The organism is Streptomyces sp. NPDC034670, assembly GCF_055574875.1.
This window is the reverse complement of sequence record NZ_JBVITR010000058.1, coordinates 1-25,260: the sequence shown is the minus strand read 5'-3', so window position 1 is coordinate 25,260 and position 25,260 is coordinate 1. Positions and strand designations below refer to the sequence as shown.

The following is a 25,260-nucleotide window of genomic DNA, read 5'->3' as shown; positions in this document are numbered from 1 at the left end:
GAACTCCCCGTTCCACGAAGCCCCACGAGAGTCCGCCATGTACGAGCTGTCCCGGGTCCGCCTCTACTCCATCGGGCCCGCCGGTGCGCGCTACGCCGACACCGTGCTTGACCTGCGCGGTGTCGGCGGGATCGTGCCCGATCCCGCGCCGACGCAGGCGGAGTTCTTCGAGGAGGAGCCCGTCGGCCCGCCGCGCCGGCCCGCGCCCGCCGGGGTGCTCTTCCTGGAGAACGGCGGCGGCAAGTCCGTCCTGCTGAAGCTGATCTTCTCCGTGATGCTCCCGGGACACCGCAACACCCTCGGCGGCGCCAGCTCCGGCGTCCTGCGCAAGTTCCTGCTCGCCGACGACTGCGGCCACGTGGCGCTGGAGTGGCAGCACGTGCAGACCGGCGAGTGCGTCGTCGTCGGCAAGGTCAGCGAGTGGCGGGGCCGCCAGGTCTCGGGCGACCCCCGGAAGTTCGCCGAGGCCTGGTACTCCTTCCGGCCCGGCCCCGGGCTCAGCCTGGACAACCTGCCCGTCGCCGAGTCCACGGCCGTGCGGCCGTCCGTCGAGGGCCAGTCGGGCGCGCGGGGGCGGCGCCGCACCATGAAGGGCTTCCGGGACGCCCTCACCGAGGCGGGCAGGACGTACCCGCACCTCGAGGTGCACTGGGAGGAGGTCCACGAGCGCTGGACCGAACACCTCGGCGAACTGGGACTCGACCCCGAACTCTTCCGCTACCAGCGGGAGATGAACGCCGACGAGGGCGAGGCCGCCGGCCTCTTCGCCGTCAAGAAGGACTCCGACTTCACCGACCTGCTGCTGCGCGCCGTCACCGACACCCGGGACACCGACGGGCTCGCCGACCTGGTCGGCGGCTTCGGGAACAAGCTGGGCCGCCGCGCCGAGCTGATCGCCGAACGGGACTTCACCGCCGGCTCCGTCGACCTCCTCGGCCGGATCGTCGAGGCCGCCGACGCCCGCACCCGCGCCCGGGAGATCCACGCCGCCGCCGAACGCCGCACCCGCACCCTGGCCCGCCGGCTCTCCGCGCGCGGCGCCCTCGAACGCGACCGCGCGGCCGACCTGGCCGGGCGGGTCACCGCCGCCGCGTACGCCGTCACCCACGCCGAGGCGGCGCGCGAGCGCAGCGCCCTGATCTCCGCCGAACTCGCCTACCGGCACGCCTCCCTGGCGCTCGCCGCCGCCGAGAAGGCCGCCGCCGCCCAGAAGCGCGAACTCGCCGACGCGCGCACGCTGTACGCGGCCTGGCAGGCCGCCGAGGCGGTGCTGCGCCACCGCGCCGCCGCCGACCGCGTGGCGCGCGTGTCCGCCGCGATCCAGGATGCCGAGCGGGACGCGGCGCCCGCGCTGGCCGCGCGCGCCGGGGCCGCCGCCGACCTCGTGCGCGCCCTGCACGCCGCCGCGCAGAAGGCCGAAGGCCTCGCCAACGAGGAGGAGGAGCGCTCCGCCGCCCTCCAGGAGGTCAGCGACGCCGCCTACCGCGACTCCACCGCCGCCGCCACCGAGGCCCAGCGCGCCCGCAGCGAGATCGGACACCTGCGGCAGCGCCTCACCGAGGTCGAGCAGGAGACCGCCGAGGCGGTCCGGGCCGGCTGGCTCGACGACAGCGCCCCCGACGCCGACCCCGCCCGGGCCGCCCTCGCGGCCAGCGACGCGGAGAAGACGGCGGTCGCCGCGTGGGACGCCGCCCGCGAGGCGTCCCGCCGGGCCGCCGAGCACGCGCGCGAGGCGGCCGCCGCCGAGAGCCGCGCGGAACTCACCGCGGCGCGCGCGGCGGACGCGGCCACGGCGGCCGAGCGGGCCCACGAGGGCGAGCGCCGCACCGCCGAGGCCCTCGCGGCCGAGGAGCGGCTGGCGGAGCTGCTGAGCCTGACCGGCACCGCCCCCCGGCCGTCGCCGGTCCCGCGGCCCCGGCACGCCACGGACGCCGGACCGGAGGACACCCCCGCCGACGGCGCCCTCACGGCCGAGGAACTCGACCGCTTCGCCGACGACCTGCGCGAACTGCTCGACGACGCGGTCTCCTCCGCCGAGCGGCAGCTGTTCGAGCTGCGCACCGCCGCCGCCGACGACGCCCGCATCCTCGGGGCCCTCGGCGACGGCGGACTGCTGCCGCCCGGCCCGGACGTGCTGGCGACCGTGGAGTTCCTCGGCGAGCACGGCATCCCGGCGCTGCCCGGCTGGCGCTACCTCGCCCAGGCCGTCGACCCCGCCGACCACGCGCGCGTACTGGCCGCCCGGCCCGAGCTGGTCGACGGCGTCGTCATCACCGACCCGGACTCCCACGCCCGGGCCCGCGAGGCGCTGGGCGGCGCCGCCCTGCTGCCCCGGTCCGCCGTCGCCGTCGGCACGGCCGCCGCCCTGCTCGCGCCGGCCCCGGCGCCGGACGCGGACACCGGGGAGGTCTTCCTCGTCCCGCCGAACCCGGCCATGCACGACGAGCACGCCGCCGACGAGGAACGGCAGGCGCTGCGCGCGCGGGCGACCGCGCGGGACGAGGAGATCCGGGTGCTCGCCGCCCGGCTCGGCAAGGACCGGGAACTGGCGGCCCGGCTCGCCTCCTGGCGCACCGGCTGCCCGGCCGGCCGGCTCACCGAGCTGGCGCGGGCGGCGCACGAGGCGCGGGCGTTCGCCGAGGAGTCCGAGGCCGAGCTGGCCGAGGCACGCGCCGCACGCGCCGAGGCCGAGGAGGCCGCCGTCGAGGCCGCCCGGGTGCGCGACGAGCGGCAGGAGGCCGCACAGAGGGCCCGGCGCGCCGCCGACGCCCTCGCCGGGCTCGCCTTCCGGCTGCGCGAGCGGGCCGCCTGGCAGGCCAAGCTGCGTGAACTGGCCGACGACGCGACCGAGGCGGAGGCGCGCGCCCAGGCCTGCCTGGACCGTGCGCGCGCCGCCGACGAGGACCGGCGCGGCGCCCAGCGCGCCGCCGACGACGCCCGGCGCACCGCGCGTGCGCTGCGCGCCGAGCGCTCCGAGATCGCGGGCGCCCCCGACGACGTGCCCGAGGACGGCGCCGAGGCGCCGCAGGCGTCGCTGCCCGCGCTGCGCGAGGCGTACCGGGCCGCGTCCCAGGTGTACGAGAAGGTCGGCGTCGGCGCCGACCTGCGTGCCGAACAGGCCCGCGCGGAGAGCGACGAGAGCGCGGCCCGCGCCGAACTGGACCGGCTCAGCAACAGGGTCCGCACCCGCGCCGAGCAACTGCTCCAGTCGCCCGACGGTTCCGACGGACCCAGCCGGCAGGCCGCGGCCGCCCGCGCCGAGGAACTGGTCCAGCTCCTGGAGACGCGCATGTCCGGCGCGAGCGAGCGGCTCGGACGGCTGCGCGGCGAGGCCGAGCGCCTCGCACCCGAGGACGGCGGGGCGCACACCGGGCTGCCCGACGAACTGGTGCCGCGCGACGCCGAGCACGCCCAGGCCCTCCTGCGCACCGCCACGGCCGAACTCGCCTCCCACGACGAGGCGTTGGATCGGGCCCGGGAGGCGCACGCCGAGCTGCTCGAGGCGCACCGCGCCGCCGAGGACGCGGCCGGAGGCTTCGACGAGATCGCCGCCATGCTCCGCGACCTGCTGCGCGAGCACGCCCCCGAGGAGGAGCAGGAGCAGCCCGAGCCCTATCCGGGCACCCCGGAGGAGGCTCGGCAGGCCGCCGCCGAGGCCCGCCGCTCGCTGCGCGGCTGCGCCGCCGACCTGTCCGCCGCCGAGTCCGCCGTGCGCGAGGCGAGCGACGTCCTCGTCCGGCACGCCAACTCCACGCGCTACGAGCAGGTCCGCACCCCCGCGCGGCAGCAGATCCGCGAGCTGCCCGCCTCCGCGCTGCCCGAGCACGCCCGGAAGTGGGCGGACGCCTTCGCGCCCCGCCTGCGGGTGCTCACCGACGAGCTGGAGCAACTGGAGCGGAACCGCGACTCGATCGTGGACCGGCTCAGGGGGCTCGTGGAGTCGGCCCTCGCCACCCTGCGTTCCGCCCAGCGGCTCTCCCGGCTGCCGGAAGGGCTCGGCGAGTGGTCGGGGCAGGAGTTCCTGCGCATCCGCTTCGAGGAACCGGACCAGGCCACGCTCACCGAGCGGCTCGGCGAGGTCATCGACGAGGCGACCCGGGCGGCCGTCAGGAAGAACTCCGACCTGCGGCGCGACGGCATGTCCCTGCTGCTGCGCGGGGTCGCCGCCGCTCTGCGGCCCAAGGGCGTCGCCGTCGAGATCCTCAAGCCCGACGCGGTGCTGCGCGCCGAGCGCGTCCCCGTGGGACAGATGGGCGACGTGTTCTCCGGCGGCCAGCTGCTCACCGCGGCCATCGCCCTGTACTGCACGATGGCCGCCCTGCGGTCCAACGACCGGGGCCGGGACAAGCACCGGCACGCGGGCACCCTGTTCCTCGACAACCCCATCGGCCGCGCCAACGCCACCTACCTGCTGGAGCTCCAGCGTGCGGTCGCCGACGCGCTCGGCGTGCAGCTGCTCTACACCACGGGCCTGTTCGACACGACGGCGCTGGCGGAGTTCCCCCTGGTCATCCGGTTGCGCAATGACGCCGACCTCCGGGCCGGCCTGAAGTACATCAGCGTGGAGGAGCACCTCCGGCCCGGCCTGCCCCTGCAGGACCCGGCCGAGGAGGCGCACAGCGAGATCACGGCGACACGGATGTTCAAGCGGCCCGCCCCGGCGAGCGGGTGACCGGGCCGCCGTCCCCCCTCGTCCCCCTCGCGCGGCCGGACGCAGGGCTCAGAAGCCGTAGCCCATGCGCCGGGACAGCTCGGCCGCCGCTGCCGCCGTCCGCCTGCCCAGTTCCGGCAGCCGCTCCGGAGCCAGCCGGTACACCGGCCCCGAGACGCTGATCGCCGCGATCACCTCGCCCTCGTACGAGCGGACCGGCGCGGCGACGGCCGCGAGTCCCGGCTCCAGCTCCTCGAGCGTGGCGGCGTACCCCCGGGGCATCACCGTCTCCAGCTCTTCCCGCAGCGCGGCTTCCCCGGTGATCGTGCGTTCCGTGAAGCGGTGCAGCGGGCCGGCGAGGAAGTCCTCGCGCGAGGGGGGCGGCATGTGCGCCAGGAACACCTTGCCGCCGGCGGTGGCGTGCAGCGGGGTGCGCCTGCCGAGCCAGTTCTGCGCGGAGACGGACGCCGTTCCGCGGGCCTGCATGATGTTGACGGCGGCGGTGTCGTCCAGGACCGCGATGTTCACCGTCTCGCCCAGCTCGTCGGCCAGTTCCCGGCAGACCGGGACCCCTTCCTGCGAGATGTCCAGCCGCACGGCCGCCGGACCGGCGAGGCGCAGGACGCCGGCCCCCAGGTGGTACTTGCCGCGTTCCCCGGCCTGGGCCACCAGACCGCGGTTCTCCAGGACCCCGAGCAGCCGGGAGGCCGTGGACTTGTGCACTCCCAGCGCGTCGGCGATCTCGGTGACGCCCGCTTCGCCGTGCCGGGCGAGCATCTCCAGCACGCTCACCGCACGGTCCACCGACTGGACGGCGCTCGCCGCGCTCCTCCTCGCCGGCCCCGCCGTGTGCTCCTCCGCGTCCTCGGACCGCTTGCGCGCGCCGGTCATGACTCGGTCCTCACCACCTGCCGTCCCGGTGCGGACCCCGTTCGGAAGAACGTCGGTGCGAGGGGCGCCCGCCCGGATTCCGTTGCCCGTGACGCCTGCTTCTCGCGCCACGGGGGAACATCATGCCACCGGGCGGTCCGGCCCCCGCAGGGGTGCCGTGCCCGCGCGCCCCCGGTGGCGGGAGGCCGGAACGCGTGAGGGCGCCGCTGTCAGGAATGTGACAGCTGCCCGGCTCCGCCCCGCCGGCGCACGCGCGCCCGCGCCCGCTCGGCGGACCGCTCCCGGCGCCGGGCGCGGCGCCGCTCGCGGCGCAGGGCCCGCGCGGTGCTGCTGGGGGTGGACACCACGCCGTGGCGCTGGTTCCAGACCTGGCGGGTCACCCACACGTCCAGGACCGCCCAGGTCGCCAGGATCGTGCTGACGACGCCGCTGATGACCATGGGGAAAGCCAGCCAGGAGCCGGCCAGCGTGCACAGGAAGGCCACCATGGCCTGAATCAGCGTCACGGCGATGACGAGCACCGCCCGTACCGCCGCCGTCCGCACCGGATCCGGCAGCCGGCGCCGCCGCGCCGGCTCCTCGACCCACAGGGGCCGGCGGTGCGCCTGTCCGCGGGCACCGGCCGCACCGGCGTCCTGCGCGGCCCCGCGTGCTCCGTCGTCGGCCCGCTCCGCCCGTTCCCCCCGTATCCCGCCGTCGGCCCGCTCCCGCCGCTCCGCCCGCGCCCCGTCGCCGCGCCGGCCCGTCGGAGCGCCGGGGCCGCCGGCCGTTCCGCGCCCGGCCGCGAAGGCGTCGCGCCCCGGTGTCCCGGCATCCGGCCGGATCCCCGCTCGCGCCGCCGCGCCGTCCCCGGGCGCCCCGCGCCGCTCCGCCGTGCCCCTCGACATGTCACTCCCCACCGCCGGCAGACCGTTCACTCGTGTCCCAGGACCTGGTTCCCCGTGACTGCCCGCTTGCACTGTCTCGCGCCGTACCGGATGCGGGACGCGGCTCCCGTGGCCGATTCCGCCCCCATCCCCCATATCCCATGGAGAAGGACGAACGGAACGTCACGAAGATTCCCGGGCGGGGAAAGAAATCGGCCAACCACCCCCACGGGCCCGGGACATCGGCCCGCGGCACTCCACTCCGGCCGCGGGCGGCAATCTCCTGACATGCCCGGACAACCCGCCACGTCCCGCCGCCGGAGCGGAACTTGGCCCTCCGGTCAGTTCTTCGAGTCGGCCGGGGCTCGGTAGTAGGCTCGCGCCGTTTGTTGACGCACATGTGTACCCCCGTGCGGTCGGGGGCGAGCTGGGGGAGGCCATGCGCTTTCGCGGGAAGTCCATCCGCCGGAAGATCGTGGCGCTGCTGCTCGTGCCGCTGGTGTCCCTGACGGCGATCTGGGCCTTCACCACGGTGCTCACCGGCCGCGAGGCGAGCCACCTGTTCGACGTGTCGTCGGTGATGGAGGAGATCGGCTACCCCGTCGAGGACACCGTCCGCGTCCTCCAGCAGGAGCGCCGGCAGACCCTCGTCCACCTCGCGGACCCCCGTGCCTCCGACGCACTCGCCGCCCTCCGGCGCAGCCGGGCCGCCACGGACGAGGCCGTCGAGCGGGTCCGCGCGAGCGCGGCCGACCCCGACGTGCGCGAGGCCATGCACGAGGACTCCGGCGAGCTGAGCGCGGTGCTGGACTCCTTCGAGGGCATCGAATCCCTGCGCCGCAGCGTCGAGGACGGCACCGTCGACCGCTCCCAGGCCCTCGACCTCTACAACCGGCTGGTCGACCCGTGCTACGCCCTGCTGGCCAATCTGCACGTGGTCGAGGACGTCGAGCTGGACAAGCAGTACCGGGCCCTCGTCCACCTGGCCCGCGCCCGCGAACTGCTCGCCCGGGAGGACGCCCTGCTCGGCTCCGCCCTGATCGTCGGCAGGCTGTCCCCCGCCGAAGTGCGGGAGGTCTCCGACCTCGTGGCCCAGCGCACGCTGATGTACGAGGCCGGCCTGCCACTGCTCCCCGCGTCCGAGCGCGAGCGCTACGAGAGCTTCTGGAAGAACGCCGCGTCCGCTCCGCTGCGCGTGGGGGAGGAGGCGGCCGTCTCCTCCGGCGCCGGACCGCCCCGCGGGATCACCGCGAAGAGCTGGGACACCGCCGCCGGCCACGTGCTCGCCGAACTCGGCACGCTCAACGACCAGGCCACCGACCGCTACCAGGACCGCGTCCGCCCCGTCGCCATGGGCGTCATCGTCCAGGCCGTCGTCGCCGGCACCCTCGGCCTGGTCGCCCTCCTGCTCTCCCTCTTCCTCTCCGTACGCATCGGCCGCGGCCTCATCCGGGACCTGCGGCAACTGCGCCTCGAGGCGCACGAGGCGTCCGGTGTCCGCCTGCCCAGCGTGATGCGCCGCCTCTCGGCCGGTGAACAGGTCGACGTCGAGACCGAGGTCCCGCGGCTGGAGTACGACAAGAACGAGCTGGGCGAGGTCGGCCAGGCGCTCAACACCCTCCAGCGCGCCGCCGTGGAGGCCGCCGTCAAGCAGGCGGAGCTGCGCGCCGGCGTCTCCGAGGTGTTCGTCAACCTCGCCCGCCGCAGCCAGGTCCTGCTCCACAAGCAGCTCACCCTGCTGGACGCGATGGAGCGCCGGACCGAGGACACCGAGGAACTCGCCGACCTGTTCCGCCTGGACCACCTGACCACCCGCATGCGGCGGCACGCCGAGGGCCTCGTCATCCTCTCCGGTGCCGCGCCCTCCCGGCAGTGGCGCAAGCCGGTGCAGCTCATGGACGTCGTCCGCGCCGCCGTCGCCGAGGTCGAGGACTACGAACGCATCGAGGTCCGCCGCCTGCCGAGGATCGCCGTCACCGGACCGGCCGTCGCCGACCTCACCCACCTCGTGGCCGAACTCCTGGAGAACGCCACGGTGTTCTCGCCTCCGCACACCGCCGTCCAGGTCCTGGGCGAGCGCGTGGCCAACGGCTTCACCCTGGAGATCCACGACCGCGGTCTCGGCATGTCGGCCGAAGCGCTCCTGGACGCCAACCTCCGGCTCGCGGAGACACCCGAGTTCGAGCTCACCGACACCGACCGGCTCGGACTCTTCGTGGTCAGCCGCCTCGCCAGGCGCCAGAACATCCGCGTCTCCCTCCAGCCCTCCCCGTACGGCGGCACCACGGCGGTCGTCCTCATCCCCGACACGCTGCTGACGGACGACGTGCCGGACACCAACGGCGCCGGTTTCCGCCTCGACCGGCCCCGGCGGGCCAAGGACGGGGAACCGCGGGAGAGCCGCCGCACCACGCCCTCCCGGACCCCCGCGTCCCTGCCCGGACCGCCCGCCCCGCCGCTGGACGGGCCGGTGGAACTGGAGGCCCCGGTCGACCTGGACGCCCTCGGCGCCTTCCCCGGCGAGCCGGGGGACGAGGACAGCGGGCACGGCGGCCTCCTCCGCTCCCTCTCCCGCTCCGGGGACGAGCGGTCCGGGCGCCGCGAGCAGCACCGGCAGACCCCCGGCACCCGCGAGGGGGAGGAGCGGGACGCGGACGACCGGACGGGCGCCCCGGCCCCGCTGCCCCGCCGGAGGGCCCCCAAGCTGGTCAGCTCCCACGGACGCCCGGTCGAGGACCGGCGCACCCGCCGGGAACGGACGGACGAGGACCCGGCGGCCCCGGCCACCCCGTCGGACCGCGAGCAGGGGCCGCCGGACGCCGGGACACCGCCGGCCCTCCCCGCCCGCAGACGGCGCACCGGCCCGGCCCGGCCCGGGACCGGTGCCCGCGCCGGGGAACGGAACGAGACCCCGGAACCCTCCGGACCGGCGCGCGACGACCTGCCCGGGCCCCCCGCGCTTCCTCCCCGGCGCACGCGCCGCCCCGCGGTCGCGTCGAGCGGCCCGGACGGCGCCCCGCCGGCCGCGGACGCGACCGCGGGGACCGGACCCGGGGACACGGCACAGGACACCGGCGCCGCGCGGCCCGGCGCCGGAGCACTGCCCCGGCGCACCCGGCAGGCCAGCCTCGCCCCGCAGCTGAAACGCGACGCCGGACGGCACGACCGGGACGGGACCGGCGGGACCCGGCCCGTCGAACGGGACGCGGAGGAAGTACGCAGCCGCATGGCCTCGCTCCAGCGGGGCTGGCAGCGCGGCCGCGAGGAGAACGCCGCGGGCGACGACGCCGGCAGCGGCACGGCACCACGACGAACGACAGAGGGGAACGGTCGATGACCGCACCGAAGGCCACCGGCCACACCGAGACCGGCCAGGGGGAGCTGAACTGGCTCCTCGACGACCTGGTGGACCGCGTCGCGAGCATCCGCAAGGCCCTCGTGCTCTCCGGCGACGGCCTGCCCACGGGGGTCTCGAAGGACCTGACCCGCGAGGACGGCGAGCACCTGGCCGCCGTCGCCTCCGGGTTCCACAGCCTCGCCAAGGGCGTGGGACGCCACTTCGAGGCGGGCGACGTCCGCCAGACCGTCGTCGAACTCGACGAGGCGTTCCTGTTCGTCACGGCCGCCGGGGACGGCAGCTGCCTCGCCGTCCTCGCGGACGCCGACTCGGACGTCGGGCAGGTCGCCTACGAGATGACGCTCCTCGTGAAGCGGGTCGGCGCACATCTGGGCGCCGCTCCGCGCACCGACCTGCCCTCGGGCGGGTAGTGGGATGACATGAGCGCTGACGGTCAGGGGAGAAGCCACTGGTTCGACGACGAGGCCGGGCCGGTCGTCCGTCCGTACGCCATGACGCGGGGCCGCACCACCAGTGCGGTCCAGCACCGCCTGGACCTGATCGCGGTGGTCGTCACGGAGCCCCACGCCGACGACCCGGAGAAGGACCCCACGCTCTCCCCGGAGCACGTGGACATCGTCGAGCTGTGCCGCGACGCCCCGCAGACGGTCGTCGAGCTCGCCGCCGGACTCGACCTGCCGGTCGGAGTGGTCCGGGTCCTGGTCGGAGACCTCGTCGACACCGGGTTCGTCCATGTGAACCGGCCCGTACCCCCGGCCGAACTGCCGGACGAGAGTATTCTGCGCGACGTGATCAACGGCCTCCGGGCACTGTGACCGGCGCGGAAGCGGGGTACCGACGTGGCAGGCTGGCAGTTCTGGATCGACCGGGGCGGCACCTTCACCGACATCGTCGCGCGGCGCCCGGACGGCCGGCTGCTCACGCGCAAGCTGCTGTCGGACACCCCGGCCCTGCGGCACTCCGGGTCCCGCCCGGACGCCGGGGCGTCCGCCTCCGACGCGGCCGTCACGGGCATCCGCGCGCTGCTGGCCGAGGCCGGGGACCCCGCCGGCGCCGTCGACGCCGTCCGCATGGGCACCACGGTCGCCACCAACGCCCTCCTCGAACGCAAGGGCGAACGCACCCTGCTGATCATCACCCGCGGTTTCCGCGACGCCCTGCGCATCGCCTACCAGGACCGCCCCCGCATCTTCGCCCGCCGCATCGACCTGCCCGACCAGCTGTACGAACGGGTCGTCGAGGTGGACGAACGCATCGCCGCCGACGGCACCCTCCTGCGCGCCCCGGACCTGGAGGCCCTCGCCGGACCGCTGCGGCAGGCGTACGACGACGGGATCCGGGCCGTCGCCGTGGTCTGCCTGCACAGCCACCTCCACCCCGCCCACGAGCGGGCGATCGGGGAACTCGCCGCCCGGACCGGATTCCCGCAGATCTCGCTGTCCAGCGAGGTCAGTCCGCTGATGAAGCTCGTCCCGCGCGGTGACACCACCGTCGTCGACGCCTACCTCTCGCCCGTGCTGCGCCGCCACGTACGGCACGTCGCCGACGCGCTCGAAGGCGTACGGCTGATGTTCATGCAGTCCAACGGCGGGCTCGCCGAGGCCGGGCAGTTCCGCGGCAAGGACGCCGTCCTGTCCGGGCCGGCCGGCGGCATCGTCGGCATGGCGCGCATGTCGCAGCGCGCCGGCTTCGACCGGGTCATCGGGTTCGACATGGGCGGCACCTCCACCGACGTCTCGCACTTCGCGGGCGAGTACGAACGCGTCCTCACCACCCGGATCGCCGGAGTCCGGCTGCGCGCGCCCATGCTGGACATCCACACCGTGGCCGCCGGCGGCGGCTCGGTCCTCCACTTCGACGGCTCCCGCTACCGGGTGGGGCCGGACTCGGCGGGCGCGGACCCGGGGCCCGCCTGCTACCGGCGCGGCGGCCCGCTCACCGTCACCGACGCCAACGTCATGCTCGGCCGCATCCAGCCCGGCCACTTCCCCGCGGTGTTCGGCCCGCGGGGCGACCAGTCCCTCGACGCCGCCCTCGTCCGGGACCGCTTCACCGCCCTCGCCCGGGAGATCCACGGGCGGACGGGCGACGACCGCACCCCGGAGCAGGTCGCCGAGGGCTACCTGCAGATCGCCGTGGCCGACATCGCGGGCGCCGTGAAGCGGATCTCCGTGCAGAAGGGCCACGACATCACCCGCTACGCCCTCACCACCTTCGGCGGTGCGGGCGGACAGCACGCGTGCCGGGTCGCCGACTCCCTCGGCATCCGCACCGTCCTCGTCCCGCCCATGGCGGGCGTCCTGTCCGCGCTCGGCATCGGCCTCGCCGACACCACCGCCATGCGCGAACGCTCCGTCGAGGCGCCCCTCGGGCCCGCCGCGATGCCCGGCGTCCGGGAGACCGCCGACGACCTGGAGGCGGCCGCCCGCGCCGAACTCCTCGCCGAGGACGTCCCCGAGGAGCGGATCGAGGTCACCCGCCGGGCCCGACTGCGCTACGACGGAACCGACACCACCCTCACCGTCGAGCTGACCGGGCCCGACACGATGCGCCGCCTCTTCGAGGAACGTCATCGCGCCACGTACTCCTTCACGCTCGACCGGCCGATCGTCGTCGAAGCCCTCTCCGTCGAAGCCACCGGCATCACCGAACCCCCCGACCTCTCCGCCCTCGCCCCCGGCGAGCGCCCCCGCGAAAGCCGCCCCGCCGTCCCGCGGACCGTCCGCCTCCACACCGGCGCCTGGCGGGACGTGCCCCTCCACCGCCGCGAGGACCTTCCCCCCGGCGAGACCGTCACCGGCCCGGCGGTCATCACCGAGGCCGGCGCGACGACGGTCGTCGACGACGGCTGGCGAGCCGCGACGACCCACGACGGGCACCTGGTCATGGAACGCGTCACGGTCACGCGGAGTTGCGGCCTCGACACGAAGGCCGACCCCGTCCTGCTCGAGGTCTTCAACAACCTCTTCATGTCCATCGCCGAGCAGATGGGCGCCCGCCTCGAATCCACCGCCCAGTCCGTCAACATCAAGGAACGCCTGGACTTCTCCTGCGCCCTGTTCGACCCGGACGGGAACCTGGTGGCCAACGCCCCGCACATCCCCGTCCACCTGGGGTCGATGGGCGCCGGCGTCAAGGAGGTCGTCCGACGGCGCGGCCCGGCCATGCGGCCCGGCGACACCTACGCCGTCAACGACCCGTACCACGGCGGCACCCACCTGCCCGACGTCACCGTGATCACCCCGGTCTTCGGTCCCGGGTCCGCCGGCGGCACGGAGCGTGACCGGAAGGTCCTCTTCCACGTCGCCTCCCGCGGCCACCACGCCGAGATCGGCGGCATCACCCCCGGCTCCATGCCGGCCGGCAGCCGCACCATCGAGGAGGAGGGCGTCCTCTTCGACGACTGGCTGCTCACCGAGAACGGCCGCTTCCGCGAGGAGGAGACCCGCCGGCTCCTGACCGGGGCGCCCCATCCGTCCCGCGCCCCGGACACCAACCTCGCCGACCTGCGGGCCCAGATCGCCGCCAACCACAAGGGCGTCGACGAGGTCGGCCGCATGATCGAGGACTTCGGCCTCGACGTCGTCCAGGCGTACATGAGGCACGTCCAGGACAACGCCGAGGAGGCGGTGCGCCGCGTCATCGACGCCCTCGACGACGGCGAGTACGCCTACGAGACCGACTCGGGCGCCGTCATCCGCGTAACGGTGCGCGTGGACCGGGCGGGCCGCTCGGCGACCATCGACTTCACCGGCACGTCCCTCCAGCTGCCCACCAACTTCAACGCCCCGGCCTCGGTCGTCGACGCGGCCGTCCTGTACGTCTTCCGCACGCTGGTCGCCGACGACATCCCGCTCAACGACGGCTGTCTGCGCCCGCTGCGGATCGTCGTGCCGCCCGGCTCCCTGCTGGCGCCCGAGCCGCCGGCCGCCGTCGTCGCCGGCAACGTGGAGACCTCCCAGGCCGTCACCGGCGCCCTGTACGCGGCGCTCGGCGTCCAGGCCGAGGGCTCCGGCACGATGAACAACGTCACCTTCGGCAACGCGCGCCACCAGTACTACGAGACCGTCGCCTCCGGCTCGGGCGCGGGGGACGGGTTCCCCGGCGCGTCCGTCGTGCAGACGCACATGACCAACTCGCGGCTCACCGACCCCGAGGTCCTGGAGTGGCGGCTGCCCGTCCGCCTCGAGGAGTTCGCGGTGCGCCGCGGCAGCGGCGGCGCCGGACGGTGGCGCGGCGGGGACGGAGCCGTGCGCCGCATCCGCTTCCTGGAACCCATGACCGTCTCCACCCTGTCGCAGCACCGCAGGGTCCCCCCGTACGGCATGGCCGGCGGCGCGCCCGGCGCGCCGGGCGCCAACCGGGTCGAGCGGGCGGACGGCACGGTCACCCGGCTCGCCGGGAGCGACTCGGCGGACGTCGGCCCCGGCGACGTCCTCGTCATCGAAACCCCCGGCGGCGGAGGATACGGTCCGCCGTCCGACCCCCATCGAGCAGGAGAAGAGATCGATGATCCTCGGGCGCTCCGAGCGCGGCAAGCCTCCGGTCGAGCCGCTCACGCTCAAGATCCTGGTGGCCGGCGGATTCGGCGTGGGCAAGACCACGCTCGTCGGCGCGGTCAGTGAGATCAGGCCGCTGCGCACCGAGGAGCTGCTCACCGAGGCGGGGCGCCCGGTCGACGACCTCAGCGGCGTGGAGGCCAAGAGCACCACCACCGTGGCCATGGACTTCGGCCGCATCACGCTGCGCGAGGATCTGGTGCTGTACCTCTTCGGCACGCCCGGCCAGGAGCGCTTCTGGTTCATGTGGGACGAGCTCGCCGAGGGCGCCCTCGGCGCGGTCGTCCTCGCGGACACCCGGCGGCTGGAGGACTGCTTCGCGGCCATCGACTACTTCGAGCGGCGTTCCATACCCTTCCTCGTCGGCGTCAACTGCTTCGAGGGCGCCGCGCGGTACCCGGCCGACGACGTCCGCCGGGCCCTCGACCTCGACGACCACGTACCGCTGCTGATGTGCGACGCCCGGGACCGCGCCTCGGTCAAGGAGGTCCTCGTCGGCGTCGTCCAGCACGCCATGACGCGGGCCGCGCGGCACCGGGCGGTCACCACCTGAGACCGCCGGCACGGCGCGAACGGCCCGCAGGACGCGGGCACGACGTACGCCCCGCCGTCGTCGTCCACGCTCGCCGCCAACGGCTCGACCCGGTCCGCGCCGCGGAGGACGCCGAGCCGGTCGCGGGACCACCGCACCAGCGCGCCCGTGAGGGCGATCGACCCCTCCGGGCAGTGCCCGGGCGCCCCGTCGCCGATCCCGTGCCCCGGCGCCGTCGGCAGCCCGTTCCCCGACGGCACCGGCCGGTTGCCGGTGCCGAGCAGCGGGAAGCCGCCCGTGCCGCGGGCGCTCTCCGCCGTGCCCACGTCGTGACAGGCCTGCCCGCACACGGCCGCCTGCCGGCCGGCCGGCGCCGAGGCCACCGGCACGCCGGGGAGCCGGCCCCCGGCGGTGCCCTGGACCTCGGTGGAGGACCTGATCCCCGGCCGGGCCGCCCCGGCCCGGAGAAGCGACCGGCCGGCGGGAATCCCGTCCGTTCGCCAGAACGGCCCTGTCCGTCCTGGCCGCCCGACCGGCGGCCCGGCGCGGCGATCCGCGCGGGCGCGAAGAGGGCCGGGGTGCTTCCCGGCGGAGCCCGCTCCTGATAGACGCAGGGAACATGACACGACTTTCCGCAGCGGCGCGCGGCCTGGTCACCGTGCTCGCCGCCCTGCTGACGACGACCGCCGCCTCCGCCCCCGCCCGGGCGAGGCCCGAGCCCGGGGCGCCGGAGGACTTCGTGGCGCTGAGCAGTGTGGACCCGACGATCCTTCAGGAGATGCGCTACTTCACCCCGCACAACTTCGTGGGCGAACCCGTCGACGGCTACCGGCAGCCCCTGTGCCTCCTCACCCGCCCCGCCGCCCGGGCCCTGCACACGGCCCAGCGGAAGCTGCTGCGCCGGGGCTACTCCCTCAAGGTGTACGACTGCTACCGGCCGCAGCGGGCCGTGGACCACTTCGTGCGCTGGGCCGGGGACCTCGACGACCAGGACATGAAGGCCGAGTTCTACCCGAACACCGACAAGAGCCGGCTGTTCGCCGACGGCTACATCGCGGAGAGGTCCGGTCACAGCCGCGGCTCGACGGTGGACCTCACCCTCGTGGAGCTCCCCGCCCGGCCGACCCCGCCGTACCGCCCCGGACAGCCCCTGACGCCCTGCTTCGCCCCCGCGGACGAGCGGTTCCCCGACAACTCCGTCGACATGGGCACCGGCTACGACTGCTTCGACACCCTCAGCCACACCCTCGACCCCCGCGTCCGGGGCGAACAGCGCGCCCACCGGCTGCTGCTCAAGAACACCCTGGAGGACCTCGGGTTCGTGAACCTCCCCGAGGAGTGGTGGCACTACACCTTCGCACCCGAACCCCACCCGGACACCTACTTCGACTTCCCGGTGTCCCGCAGGTCGCTCACCGCTCGTCCCTGAGCGAGGCCTCCCGCGGATGCCCCCCGCCGCGATCGGACACACGCGATCGGATACAGTCCGCGCGTGTCCACGACCCGCGTCCCCCTGCCCGGCTCCGCGCCCGGATCGCACTGTTCGAGCTGCGGCGCGCCCTTCGGGGAGGGCGTCTCCGGCTGGCCCCGCACCTGCCCGGCCTGCGGCGCCGTGGCCTACCGCAACCCGCTGCCGGTCGCGGTGGCCCTCCAGCCCGTGCACGACACGGAGGGCACCGGCCTGGTCGTCATCACCCGGACCGTCGCCCCCGCGCGCGGGGGCACGGCGCTGCCCGGCGGCTACATCGACGACCGCGAGGACTGGCGCCGGGCGGTCGTCCGCGAGCTCCGGGAGGAGACCGGCATCGACGCGGCGAGCCACGACGTGCGGCTCGCCGACGCGATGAGCTCGCCCGACGGGCACCTGCTGCTGTTCGGGCTCCTCCCGGAGCGTTCCGCCGAGGACCTGCCGCCCTTCACCGCCACCGACGAGACGGAGGGCCGGCACCTCCTGCGCCGCCCGGAGGAACTCGCCTTCCCCCTGCACACCCTGGCCGTGCGGGCCTGGTTCGAGGGCCGCTACGGCTGACCCCGGCCCGGCCGGAGCCCGCGGACGCGCACCGGACGGGCCGGCTCACCGGCACCGTCCTCGCCCTCCCGCTCGACGACGAGCCGCGGACCGGCCCAGCGGGCGGTGTACCGCTCGAGCTCCGGCTCCTCCCACCCGTCGCCGGCGTCCGGCACGGCCCACCCGCCCCCGGTCCGCCCCCGCGCGGGCGCCCACACCTCCAGTTCCGGCCCGCCGTCCTCCCCCCGCACGGGAAGGACCGCCCCCGCACGCGCGAACACCGGGATCCGCTCCAGGGGAGCCTCGACCAGCACCCGGGCCGGCCCCTCGTACGCCCGCTCCGTCGCCGTGTCGTACCAGCGCCCCGCGGGCAGCCGGACGGCCCGCCGGTCCGCCCCCGGCTCCAGCACCGGCGCCACCAGCAGGAAGTCGCCCAGCAGGAAGGCGTCCTCGCAGTCGCGCAGCGCACGCTCCTCGGGAGCCGACCACCACAGCGGCCGCACGCAGGGCGCTCCGGTGCGCCGGGCCAGATGCGCCAGCGTCATGAAGTACGGCAGCAGCCTCCGGCGTCCGACGAGCGCCGCACGCGCGTGCTCCAGGACCTCGGCGCCGAACCCCCACGGCCCCCCGCCGCCCGCGGGCGGCCCGGTACGGGTGCGCAGCAGCGGCAGGTGGGCGCCCAGCTGGAGCCGGCGCAGATACAGCTCGGGCGACGGGTCCCCGTCGAACCCGCCGACGTCCGCCCCGACCCAGGGAACACCGCACAGTCCCAGCCCCAGGGCCAGCGCCAGCCACGCACGCAACCCCGGCCACCCCGCAGCCGCGCCACCCGGCCACGTCCCGCCGTAACGCTGCGCACCGGCCCACCCGGAACGCGAGAAGACGAACGGCCGCTCGCGGGGCGCCAGGTCCCGCACCCCCTCGAACGCCGCCCCGGCCATGCACAGCGCGTACACGTTGTGCGCCTCGCGGTGGTCACCGGCCCGCCCGTCCAGGGCGTGGCGGGCCGAGCGCGGGAGCGTCGGCTCCCCGAAGGCCGTGAACGACGTCGGCTCGTCCAGGTCGTGCCGGAACCCGGCGAACCCCCGCGCCAGGCTCTCCGCGTACAGCCCGCCCCACCACGCGCGCACCCGCGGGTGCGTGAAATCCGGGAAGACCGCCTCCCCCGGCCACCCGACCCCCCGCACGACCTCCCCCGAGGAGTCCCGCACGAACGCGTCCCGGGCCGTCCCCCCGTCGTACACGGCGTCGCCGGGCGCGACCCCGACCGCCGGGCCGACGACCGGCACCAGCCGGATCCCGTCGGCGCGCAACTCGTCGGCGAGGACCGGCAGCTTGGGGAACCGTTCCCGGTCGACGGTGAACACCCGGCCGGCGTCGAGGTGACCGGCGCCGAGGTGCACGGCGTCGACCGGCAGCCCGTGCTCCCGGTGGTCCGTGACGGCCCTGCGCACCTCCTCCTCCCCGCCGGGACCCTCGTGCGCGAGATGGTGGCCGAGCGCCCACGCGGGCGGAAGCGCGGGCGCGCCGGTGAGCGACGCCCAGGCGAGCAGCACCCGCGCGGGAGTGCCCACCATCACCCAGCAGCGCAGCGGGCCGCCGTCCATCCGCAGCTCGCTCGTCCCGGCCCGGTCGTGCCCCGAACCGGCGCCCTCCTGCCCCTCCCGCAGCGTCACGGCGCCGTCCCACGTGTTGTCGTGGAACACCAGGTGCGTGCCCGCGTCGGCCACCACCAGCTGCACGGGCATCGTGATGCCCGACGGACCGTCGCCGGCCCCGGGGGCCCGGCCGGGGGCGGTGTTCCACAACCGGTACGTGCCGTCCCGCAGCCGGGGACCCGACGCACACCCCCCGAGCCCGAAGAAACGGGCGTCCGCCGGCACCTCCGAGCGCTGCACCCAGCGTGCCGCGCCACCGCCCACCGGCTCCCACCACCGCGGCGGCTGATCACGCCGCAGCGTCACACCCCCGGGGGTGAGCACCTCCACCGCGCCGTGCCGCGAGACGGCCACGGTCACCCGCTCGGCCACCACCCGCCAGCCGCCGTCCTTGTCCGGCTCCAGCACCGCCCGCGGATCCGGCTCGGGACAGCGGCCGGCCAACGCGTAGGACGGCGTCGGGTCCGCCCCGTCCCAGCTCCAGAAGACGGCCCCGTTCACCGCGACGAGGATCCGCAGCTCCGAGCGGCCGAACCGGACGACGCCGCCACCGGGCCCCGTCTCCGCCCCCCGCACGGTCCCGGGCACCCGCGCCCGCTCCGGCCCGCGCGGCGGCAGCCCGGTGGCGTCGCTCCGCCGCCTGCGCCACGCTGCCCGTACGGCACGCAACCCCTGAACCGCCCCCGCCGAACCGACCGATCTCACCGAACGCACCAGGTCACGACCGTCCATGGTGCTCACCCTGCCATTGACCGCGCACCCCGTGCGTGCCGTTCAACTGCCGTTCACCCGTGATCGGACCACATCCTCACGACACGGACTATGTGGGGCGCGCCCTGGTGTGGCAGTCGATCACGTGGCATCGTCCCTGTCAGCCGCGTCACGCGCACACCCCCGCTCGTGCGCGGAGACGCACACGACGCGCACAGCCCGGGAGCCGCCCCATGTCGACCGTGAACCCCCAGCCGCTCTGGCAGCCGGATCCGGACCGTATCGCCCAGGCACGGATCACCAGGTTCCAGGCGTGGGCCGCCGAGCACCACGGAGCCCCCGCCGAGGGCGGCTACGCGGCACTGCACCGCTGGTCCGTGGACGAGCTGGAGACCTTCTGGAAAGCGGTCACGGAGTGGTTCGACGTCCGCTTCTCGACCCCGTACGCGCGCGTGCTGGGCGACCGCTCGATGCCGGGCGCCCAGTGGTTCCCCGGAGCGACCCTGAACTACGCCGAGCACGCCCTGCGCGCGGCTGCGTCCCGCGCGGACGAACCGGCCCTCCTGCACGTCGACGAGACCCACGACCCGCGCCCCGTCACCTGGACCGAACTGCGCCGCCAGGTCGGCTCCCTCGCGGCCGAACTGCGCTCCCTGGGAGTACGCCCCGGTGACCGGGTCAGCGGCTACCTCCCGAACATCCCGCAGGCCGTCGTCGCCCTCCTCGCCACCGCGGCGGTGGGCGGCGTGTGGACCTCCTGCGCGCCCGACTTCGGCGCCCGCAGCGTCCTCGACCGCTTCCAGCAGGTGGAACCGGTCGTCCTGTTCACCGTCGACGGCTACCGCTACGGCGGCAAGGAGCACGACCGCCGCGCCGTCGTCGCCGAGCTGCGCCGCGAACTGCCCACCCTGCGCGCCGTCGTCCACATCCCCCTGCTCGGCACCGACGCCCCCCGGGGCGCACTGGACTGGTCGGCCCTCACCTCCGCGGACACGGAGCCGGTCTTCGAGCAGGTGCCCTTCGACCACCCGCTGTGGGTGCTCTACTCCTCCGGCACCACCGGACTGCCCAAGGCGCTCGTCCAGTCCCAGGGCGGCATCCTCGTCGAGCACCTCAAGCAGCTCGGCCTGCACTGCGACCTGGGCCCCGGGGACCGCTTCTTCTGGTACACCTCGACCGGCTGGATGATGTGGAACTTCCTCGTCTCCGGCCTGCTGACCGGAACGACGGTCGTCCTGTACGACGGCAGCCCCGGCCACCCGGACACGGGCGCCCAGTGGCGGATCGCCGAACGGACCGGCACCACCCTCTACGGCACCTCCGCCGCCTACGTCATGGCCTGCCGCAAGGCCGGCGTGCACCCCGCGCGCGACTTCGACCTCTCGGCGGTGAAGTGCGTCGCCACCACCGGGTCCCCGCTGCCCCCCGACGGCTTCCGCTGGCTGCACGACGAGTTCGCCGACAGGGGGACCGGCCTGTGGATCGCCTCCGTCAGCGGCGGCACGGACGTGTGCTCCTGCTTCGCCGGCGCCGTACCCACCCTCCCCGTCCACGTCGGCGAGCTCCAGGCCCCCGGTCTGGGCACCGACCTGCAGGCCTGGGACCCGGAGGGCAACCCCCTGACCGACGAGGTCGGCGAGCTCGTCGTCACCAACCCCATGCCCTCCATGCCGGTCCGCTTCTGGAACGACCCCGACGGCAGCCGCTACCACGACAGCTACTTCGACACCTATCCCGGCGTGTGGCGGCACGGCGACTGGATCACCGTCACCTCCCGCGGCTCCGTCGTCATCCACGGCCGCTCCGACTCCACGCTCAACCGCCAGGGCGTCCGCATGGGATCGGCCGACATCTACGAAGCCGTCGAACGCCTCCCGGAGATCAAGGAGTCCCTCGTCATCGGCGTCGAACAGCCCGACGGCGGCTACTGGATGCCCCTGTTCGTGCACCTGGCACCGGGAGCCGCCCTCGACGAGGACCTGCTGGACCGCGTCAAGCGGACCATCCGCGAGCAGCTGTCGCCCCGCCACGTCCCCGACGAGATCATCGAGGTGCCCGGGATCCCCCACACCCTCACCGGCAAACGCATCGAGGTGCCGGTCAAGCGCCTCCTCCAGGGCACCCCCCTGGAGAAGGCGGTCAACCCGGGATCCATCGACGACCTCGACCTGCTCGGCTTCTACGAGGAGCTGGCCCGCAAGCGCGCCTGACCTCCCCGGGGCGACGCCACCCGGCGGACGGCCCCGGACCCGCCGCGCACGACCACGGGCCCGGAGCCGTCCGCTCCGGGCCCGGCACGGCCGCTTCTCCGCCCGGCACGCGGGAACGCTGCGTCACCGGTAGCCCTCCCGACCGGCTTCGATCGACCGTTCCCCCACGTCACCGCCCTCCTCGGACGCCGTTGTCAGTGCCGACGATTACTGTGAGTGAGCATTGATCGACATGCAGAGGGGGAGACATGGCGTACACCGACCACCGGACCTTGCGACGTGTCCTGCACCGCGAAATCGCGGGCACCATCGGCCTGCTGACCGACGAGCACGACTTCCGCGCCATGCGGCACTACCGGAGCTTCGCCTTCGACGACCACACCACCTACCTCGCGCACGTGGAAGCCGTCCTCAGGACGCGCGCACTGCGGGGGAGCCACACCACGCTGGCCCTCTTCGACCCCGAGGAGTACACGGAGTTCTGCAGGGAGACGGGCCTCGACCCCGACAGCCGGACCAGCCGCACACGGTTCACGGCCGAGATCGCGGCCACCGGACCCACGGTCCTCTACGAGGGGCAGCCGCTGGCCGACCTGCTGCCCGCCCTCGTCGCCGAGGCGGTTCGCCGGGCGACCTGGGAGTACGCGACCACGCTCCTCGCCCGCCTCGGCCCCTGCGCCTCGTGCGGCGAGGACCTGGGCCGCGCCGCCTTCGCCCGCGCCTCCCACCTCCTCACCCGCGTCCTCGACACGGCCGCACCCGGGGAGCGCCACCTCGTGTGCAGCGTCTCCGGACCGCCCGAGACCCTCATCGCCGTCCTCCACGCCGACGACGACGCCGGCCGCGGGGAACCGGACGAGACCGAAGTCCTCGAGTTCACCGCCGTCCTGGCCGTCGGCCTCGCCACCGAGCGCCCCGGCGGACTGGTCATGCGCACCAGCGCACCCGGCCGCCACGACCGCGTCCACGGCTGGCGCCTGCGCGGCCACGGCCTCGAGCCCCTCACCGCCGGAGAGGTCTTCGACGCCTACTGCACCGACGTCGAGTCCGGGGACCTCATCGCCCCGGAGTCCGGCGTCGACTACTGCGCGCCGCCCGACCTCGGGGAGGAGGGCCCGGCCCACCACCACTGAACCGAGAAACCGGGGAGGGGCGCCCCACGCGGGTGGAGCGCCCCTCCGGACAGACCGAACACCTCCGGACTACTCGCCCGAGAGCACCGCCTGCGCGGCGTCGCGCGCCTCCTCGGCGCTGTCTGCCGCCCGGGCCGCGGCGGCGGCCCGCTCGCACTGCGCCAGCGTGGACTTCGCCAGCTTCGCCCGTACATAGGGAATGGACGCCGCGCCCATGGAGAGAGAGGTGACTCCCAGCCCGGTCAGCACACAGGCGAGCAGCGGGTCCGACGCGGCCTCGCCGCAGACACCGCAGCTCTTGCCCTCGGCCTTCGCCGCTTCCGCGGCCAGCGCCACCAGGTCGAGCAGCGCGGGCTGCCACGGATCCTGCAGCCGGGAGACCGCACCCACCTGGCGGTCGGCGGCGAACGTGTACTGCGCGAGGTCGTTGGTCCCCAGGGACAGGAACTCCACCTCCTGGAGGATCGAGCGCGCCCGCAGCGCGGCCGAGGGGATCTCGACCATCGCACCGAACTTCGCCCGCAGCCCCGCCGCACGGCACGCGTCCGCGAACGCCTTGGCATCGGTCCGGTCCGCGACCATCGGAGCCATGACCTCGAGGGAGACGGGCAGCCCCGCCGCGGCCTTCGCCAGCGCCGTCAGCTGGGTGTGCAGCACCTCGGGGTGGTCGAGCAGCGCCCGCAGACCGCGCACGCCCAGCGCGGGGTTCGGCTCATCGGCCGGAGTGAGGAAGTCCAGCGGCTTGTCCGCGCCCGCGTCCAGCACGCGCACCACCACACGGCCCTCGGGGAACGCCTCGAGCACCTGCCGGTACGCCGCGACCTGCTTCTCCTCGGAAGGAGCGTTCTTGTTGTCGTCCAGGAAGAGGAACTCCGTGCGGAAGAGACCCACGCCCTCCGCACCCGCCTCGACAGCGGCCGCCACATCCGCCGGACCGCCTATGTTGGCCAGCAGCGGAACCGTGTGACCGTCGGCGGTCGCACCGGGCCCGGTCGACGCCGCGAGCGCCGCCCTGCGCTCGGCCGCCGCCGCCTCGAGCTGCGCCTTCTTCTCCTCGCTCGGGTTCACGAAGATCTCGCCGCTGCTGCCGTCGACCGCTATCACGGTGCCCTCGGCGAGTTCGCCCGCACCCGGCAGGGCGACCACGGCGGGCACGCCGAGCGCACGCGCCAGGATCGCACTGTGACTGGTGGGCCCGCCCTCCTCGGTCACGAAACCGAGCACCAGGGTCGGGTCCAGCAGCGCCGTGTCCGCGGGAGCGAGGTCCCGGGCCACGAGAACGTACGGCTCGTCGCTGTCCGGCACACCCGGCATCGGCACCCCGAGCAGCCGGGCGACGATACGGTTCCGCACGTCGTCGAGGTCGGCCACCCGGCCCGCCAGGTACTCGCCGGCCCCCGCCAGCAGCTCGCGGTACGCGGCGAACGCGTCGTACACGGCACGTTCGGCGGTGCTGCCGACTGCGATGCGCCGTTCCACGTCCGTCATCAGCTCGGGGTCCTGGGCCATCAGGGCCTGGGCCTCGAGCACCGCCTGGGCCTCGCCCCCCGCCAGATTGCCGCGCGCCGTCAAATCGGCGGCCACAGCCTCCACGGCCTTGTGGGCGCGCCCCTGCTCGCGCTCCGCCTCCTCCGCGGGGATCTGCTTGGCCGGCGGTTCGAGCACCGCCGTCCCCATGTGCCGGACCTCGCCGATGGCCACCCCGTGGCTCACACCGACGCCTCGCAGCGTTGTCTCCATCTCACCCGTCTCCCGTCAGCGCGGTGGCTCCCGCCGCCGCGGTGGTCGTCCTGCTCGCCGTCCGGGACGGCACCGGCGTCACTCCCAGAGGAAGAGACTGTCGCCTACCTTCACATCACCGTCGTCACGAAGCTCCAGGAGGGCCTCCGCCGTGGCCTCGAGGGCCACGATCGGGCACACCGGGGACTTGCCGGCGGCCTCGACGGCCGCGGGGTTCCAGCGCACGATGCCCTGGCCGCGCGTGACGGTGTCGCCCTTGTCGACGAGCAGTTCGAAGCCTTCGCCGTTGAGCTGCACGGTGTCGATACCGAGGTGGGTGAGCACGCCGTGTCCGCTCTCGTCGACGACGACGAACGCGTGGGGGTGCAGGGAGACGATGACGCCGTCCACGGGGGAGACGACCTCGGAGGGCTCCCGTACGGGGTCGATCGCCGTACCCGGGCCCACCATGGCCCCGGAGAAGACCGGATCGGGCACGGACGCCAGTCCGATGGCCCGTCCTGCAAGCGGGGACGTCACGGTGGTCATGGGAAGCCTCCCGGATGGGGATCTGTAGGGGTGCCGTCACTGTTCCGTCCCGGACAGTGCGCTGTTCAGCAGCGTATGTCATATGACGTACCGGTTCCGGGCGACAGGTCCAGATCAGAGGTCTAGACCACCCACTCTAATGGATTTGCATGCGGTGCGCGACCCCGTGTAGAGTCTTAAGTCCTGTCGGGGGCTGAGTGGCGCAGCGAGCGCCCTGGCCCGGCAGGAAATCGACTCGCTCAGATCCTAACTTCGGATCATCTCCCGCATGTCCGCAGGAGGGTGGTCAGAGGGCCGAGGAAACACTGGTAGAGTCGGAGACGCAGGACCGAAGGGAAGCGCCCGGAGGAAAGCCCGCGAGGGCGAGTACGAAGGAAGCGTCCGTTCCTTGAGAACTCAACAGCGTGCCAAAAGT

General features: G+C 74.8%; 15 protein-coding genes and 1 pseudogene. 10 read left to right on the top strand and 6 right to left on the bottom strand.

Annotation, left to right across the window (positions count from 1 at the left end):
- Positions 1-37 precede the first annotated feature (37 nt).
- Complete coding sequence (locus ACZ56B_RS28410; RefSeq protein ID WP_468796499.1) at positions 38-4,672, top strand: hypothetical protein; 4,635 nt, start codon at positions 38-40, stop codon at positions 4,670-4,672.
- Between the two features lie 48 nt (positions 4,673-4,720).
- Here the strand turns inward: ACZ56B_RS28410 and ACZ56B_RS28405 are convergent, their stop codons facing one another.
- Together ACZ56B_RS28405 and ACZ56B_RS28400 are read right to left on the bottom strand one after the other, a co-directional pair.
- Complete coding sequence (locus ACZ56B_RS28405) at positions 4,721-5,542, bottom strand: IclR family transcriptional regulator (protein ID WP_468796497.1); 822 nt, start codon at positions 5,540-5,542, stop codon at positions 4,721-4,723.
- A gap of 209 nt (positions 5,543-5,751) precedes the next feature.
- Positions 5,752-6,429 carry a hypothetical protein gene (locus ACZ56B_RS28400; protein WP_468796495.1) on the bottom strand — a complete coding sequence of 226 codons (678 nt, stop codon included), beginning with the start codon at positions 6,427-6,429 and terminating at the stop codon, positions 5,752-5,754.
- A gap of 418 nt (positions 6,430-6,847) precedes the next feature.
- Between ACZ56B_RS28400 and ACZ56B_RS28395 the strand changes: the two genes are divergently transcribed.
- Genes ACZ56B_RS28395 through ACZ56B_RS28375 form a run of 5 tightly spaced genes read left to right on the top strand, consistent with a single transcriptional unit; the run spans position 6,848 to position 14,878 of the window.
- Positions 6,848-9,745 (top strand): sensor histidine kinase, encoded by a 2,898-nt coding sequence (locus ACZ56B_RS28395; RefSeq protein WP_468796493.1) that lies wholly within the window; start codon positions 6,848-6,850, stop codon positions 9,743-9,745.
- Entirely contained in the window at positions 9,742-10,176 is a 435-nt protein-coding gene (locus tag ACZ56B_RS28390) for a roadblock/LC7 domain-containing protein (protein WP_468796491.1), read from the top strand. Before ACZ56B_RS28395 ends, ACZ56B_RS28390 begins: the two co-directional genes overlap by 4 nt.
- A 9-nt stretch (positions 10,177-10,185) precedes the next feature.
- Positions 10,186-10,581, top strand: coding sequence for a DUF742 domain-containing protein (locus ACZ56B_RS28385; protein ID WP_468796489.1), 396 nt, complete (start codon positions 10,186-10,188; stop codon positions 10,579-10,581).
- A 24-nt stretch (positions 10,582-10,605) separates the two neighbouring features.
- Entirely contained in the window at positions 10,606-14,391 is a 3,786-nt protein-coding gene (locus ACZ56B_RS28380) for a hydantoinase B/oxoprolinase family protein (RefSeq protein ID WP_468796487.1), read from the top strand.
- Entirely contained in the window at positions 14,276-14,878 is a 603-nt protein-coding gene (locus ACZ56B_RS28375) for a GTP-binding protein (RefSeq protein ID WP_468796485.1), read from the top strand. The genes ACZ56B_RS28380 and ACZ56B_RS28375 overlap by 116 nt, the downstream gene beginning before the upstream one ends.
- Here the strand turns inward: ACZ56B_RS28375 and ACZ56B_RS28370 are convergent.
- Positions 14,854-15,312, bottom strand: a pseudogene (locus tag ACZ56B_RS28370) (glycerol kinase); the annotation flags it as partial. The gene ACZ56B_RS28375 and the pseudogene ACZ56B_RS28370 sit on opposite strands and share 25 nt — an antisense overlap.
- Before the next feature lie 164 nt (positions 15,313-15,476).
- On the opposite strand from ACZ56B_RS28370, the gene ACZ56B_RS28365 reads away from it, so the two are divergent.
- Complete coding sequence (locus ACZ56B_RS28365; protein ID WP_468796483.1) at positions 15,477-16,286, top strand: M15 family metallopeptidase; 810 nt, start codon at positions 15,477-15,479, stop codon at positions 16,284-16,286.
- 63 nt (positions 16,287-16,349) lie between these two features.
- Positions 16,350-16,886, top strand: coding sequence for an NUDIX domain-containing protein (locus tag ACZ56B_RS28360; RefSeq protein ID WP_468796481.1), 537 nt, complete (start codon positions 16,350-16,352; stop codon positions 16,884-16,886).
- Here the strand turns inward: ACZ56B_RS28360 and ACZ56B_RS28355 are convergent.
- Entirely contained in the window at positions 16,877-19,255 is a 2,379-nt protein-coding gene (locus tag ACZ56B_RS28355) for a glycoside hydrolase family 31 protein (protein WP_468796479.1), read from the bottom strand. The genes ACZ56B_RS28360 and ACZ56B_RS28355 overlap by 10 nt on opposite strands.
- A 212-nt stretch (positions 19,256-19,467) precedes the next feature.
- On the opposite strand from ACZ56B_RS28355, the gene ACZ56B_RS28350 reads away from it, so the two are divergent.
- Positions 19,468-21,444, top strand: coding sequence for an acetoacetate--CoA ligase (locus ACZ56B_RS28350; protein ID WP_468796477.1), 1,977 nt, complete (start codon positions 19,468-19,470; stop codon positions 21,442-21,444).
- Between the two features lie 248 nt (positions 21,445-21,692).
- A complete protein-coding gene (locus ACZ56B_RS28345; protein WP_468796475.1) occupies positions 21,693-22,577 on the top strand; it encodes a hypothetical protein in 885 nt (294 codons plus the stop codon).
- A 69-nt stretch (positions 22,578-22,646) separates the two neighbouring features.
- Here the strand turns inward: ACZ56B_RS28345 and ptsP are convergent, their stop codons facing one another.
- Together ptsP and ACZ56B_RS28335 are read right to left on the bottom strand one after the other, a co-directional pair.
- Positions 22,647-24,317 carry a phosphoenolpyruvate--protein phosphotransferase gene (gene ptsP, locus ACZ56B_RS28340; protein WP_468796473.1) on the bottom strand — a complete coding sequence of 557 codons (1,671 nt, stop codon included), beginning with the start codon at positions 24,315-24,317 and terminating at the stop codon, positions 22,647-22,649.
- Positions 24,318-24,395: 78 nt separating this feature from the next.
- Positions 24,396-24,845, bottom strand: coding sequence for a PTS sugar transporter subunit IIA (locus ACZ56B_RS28335; protein ID WP_468796471.1), 450 nt, complete (start codon positions 24,843-24,845; stop codon positions 24,396-24,398).
- Positions 24,846-25,260: the final 415 nt, after the last annotated feature.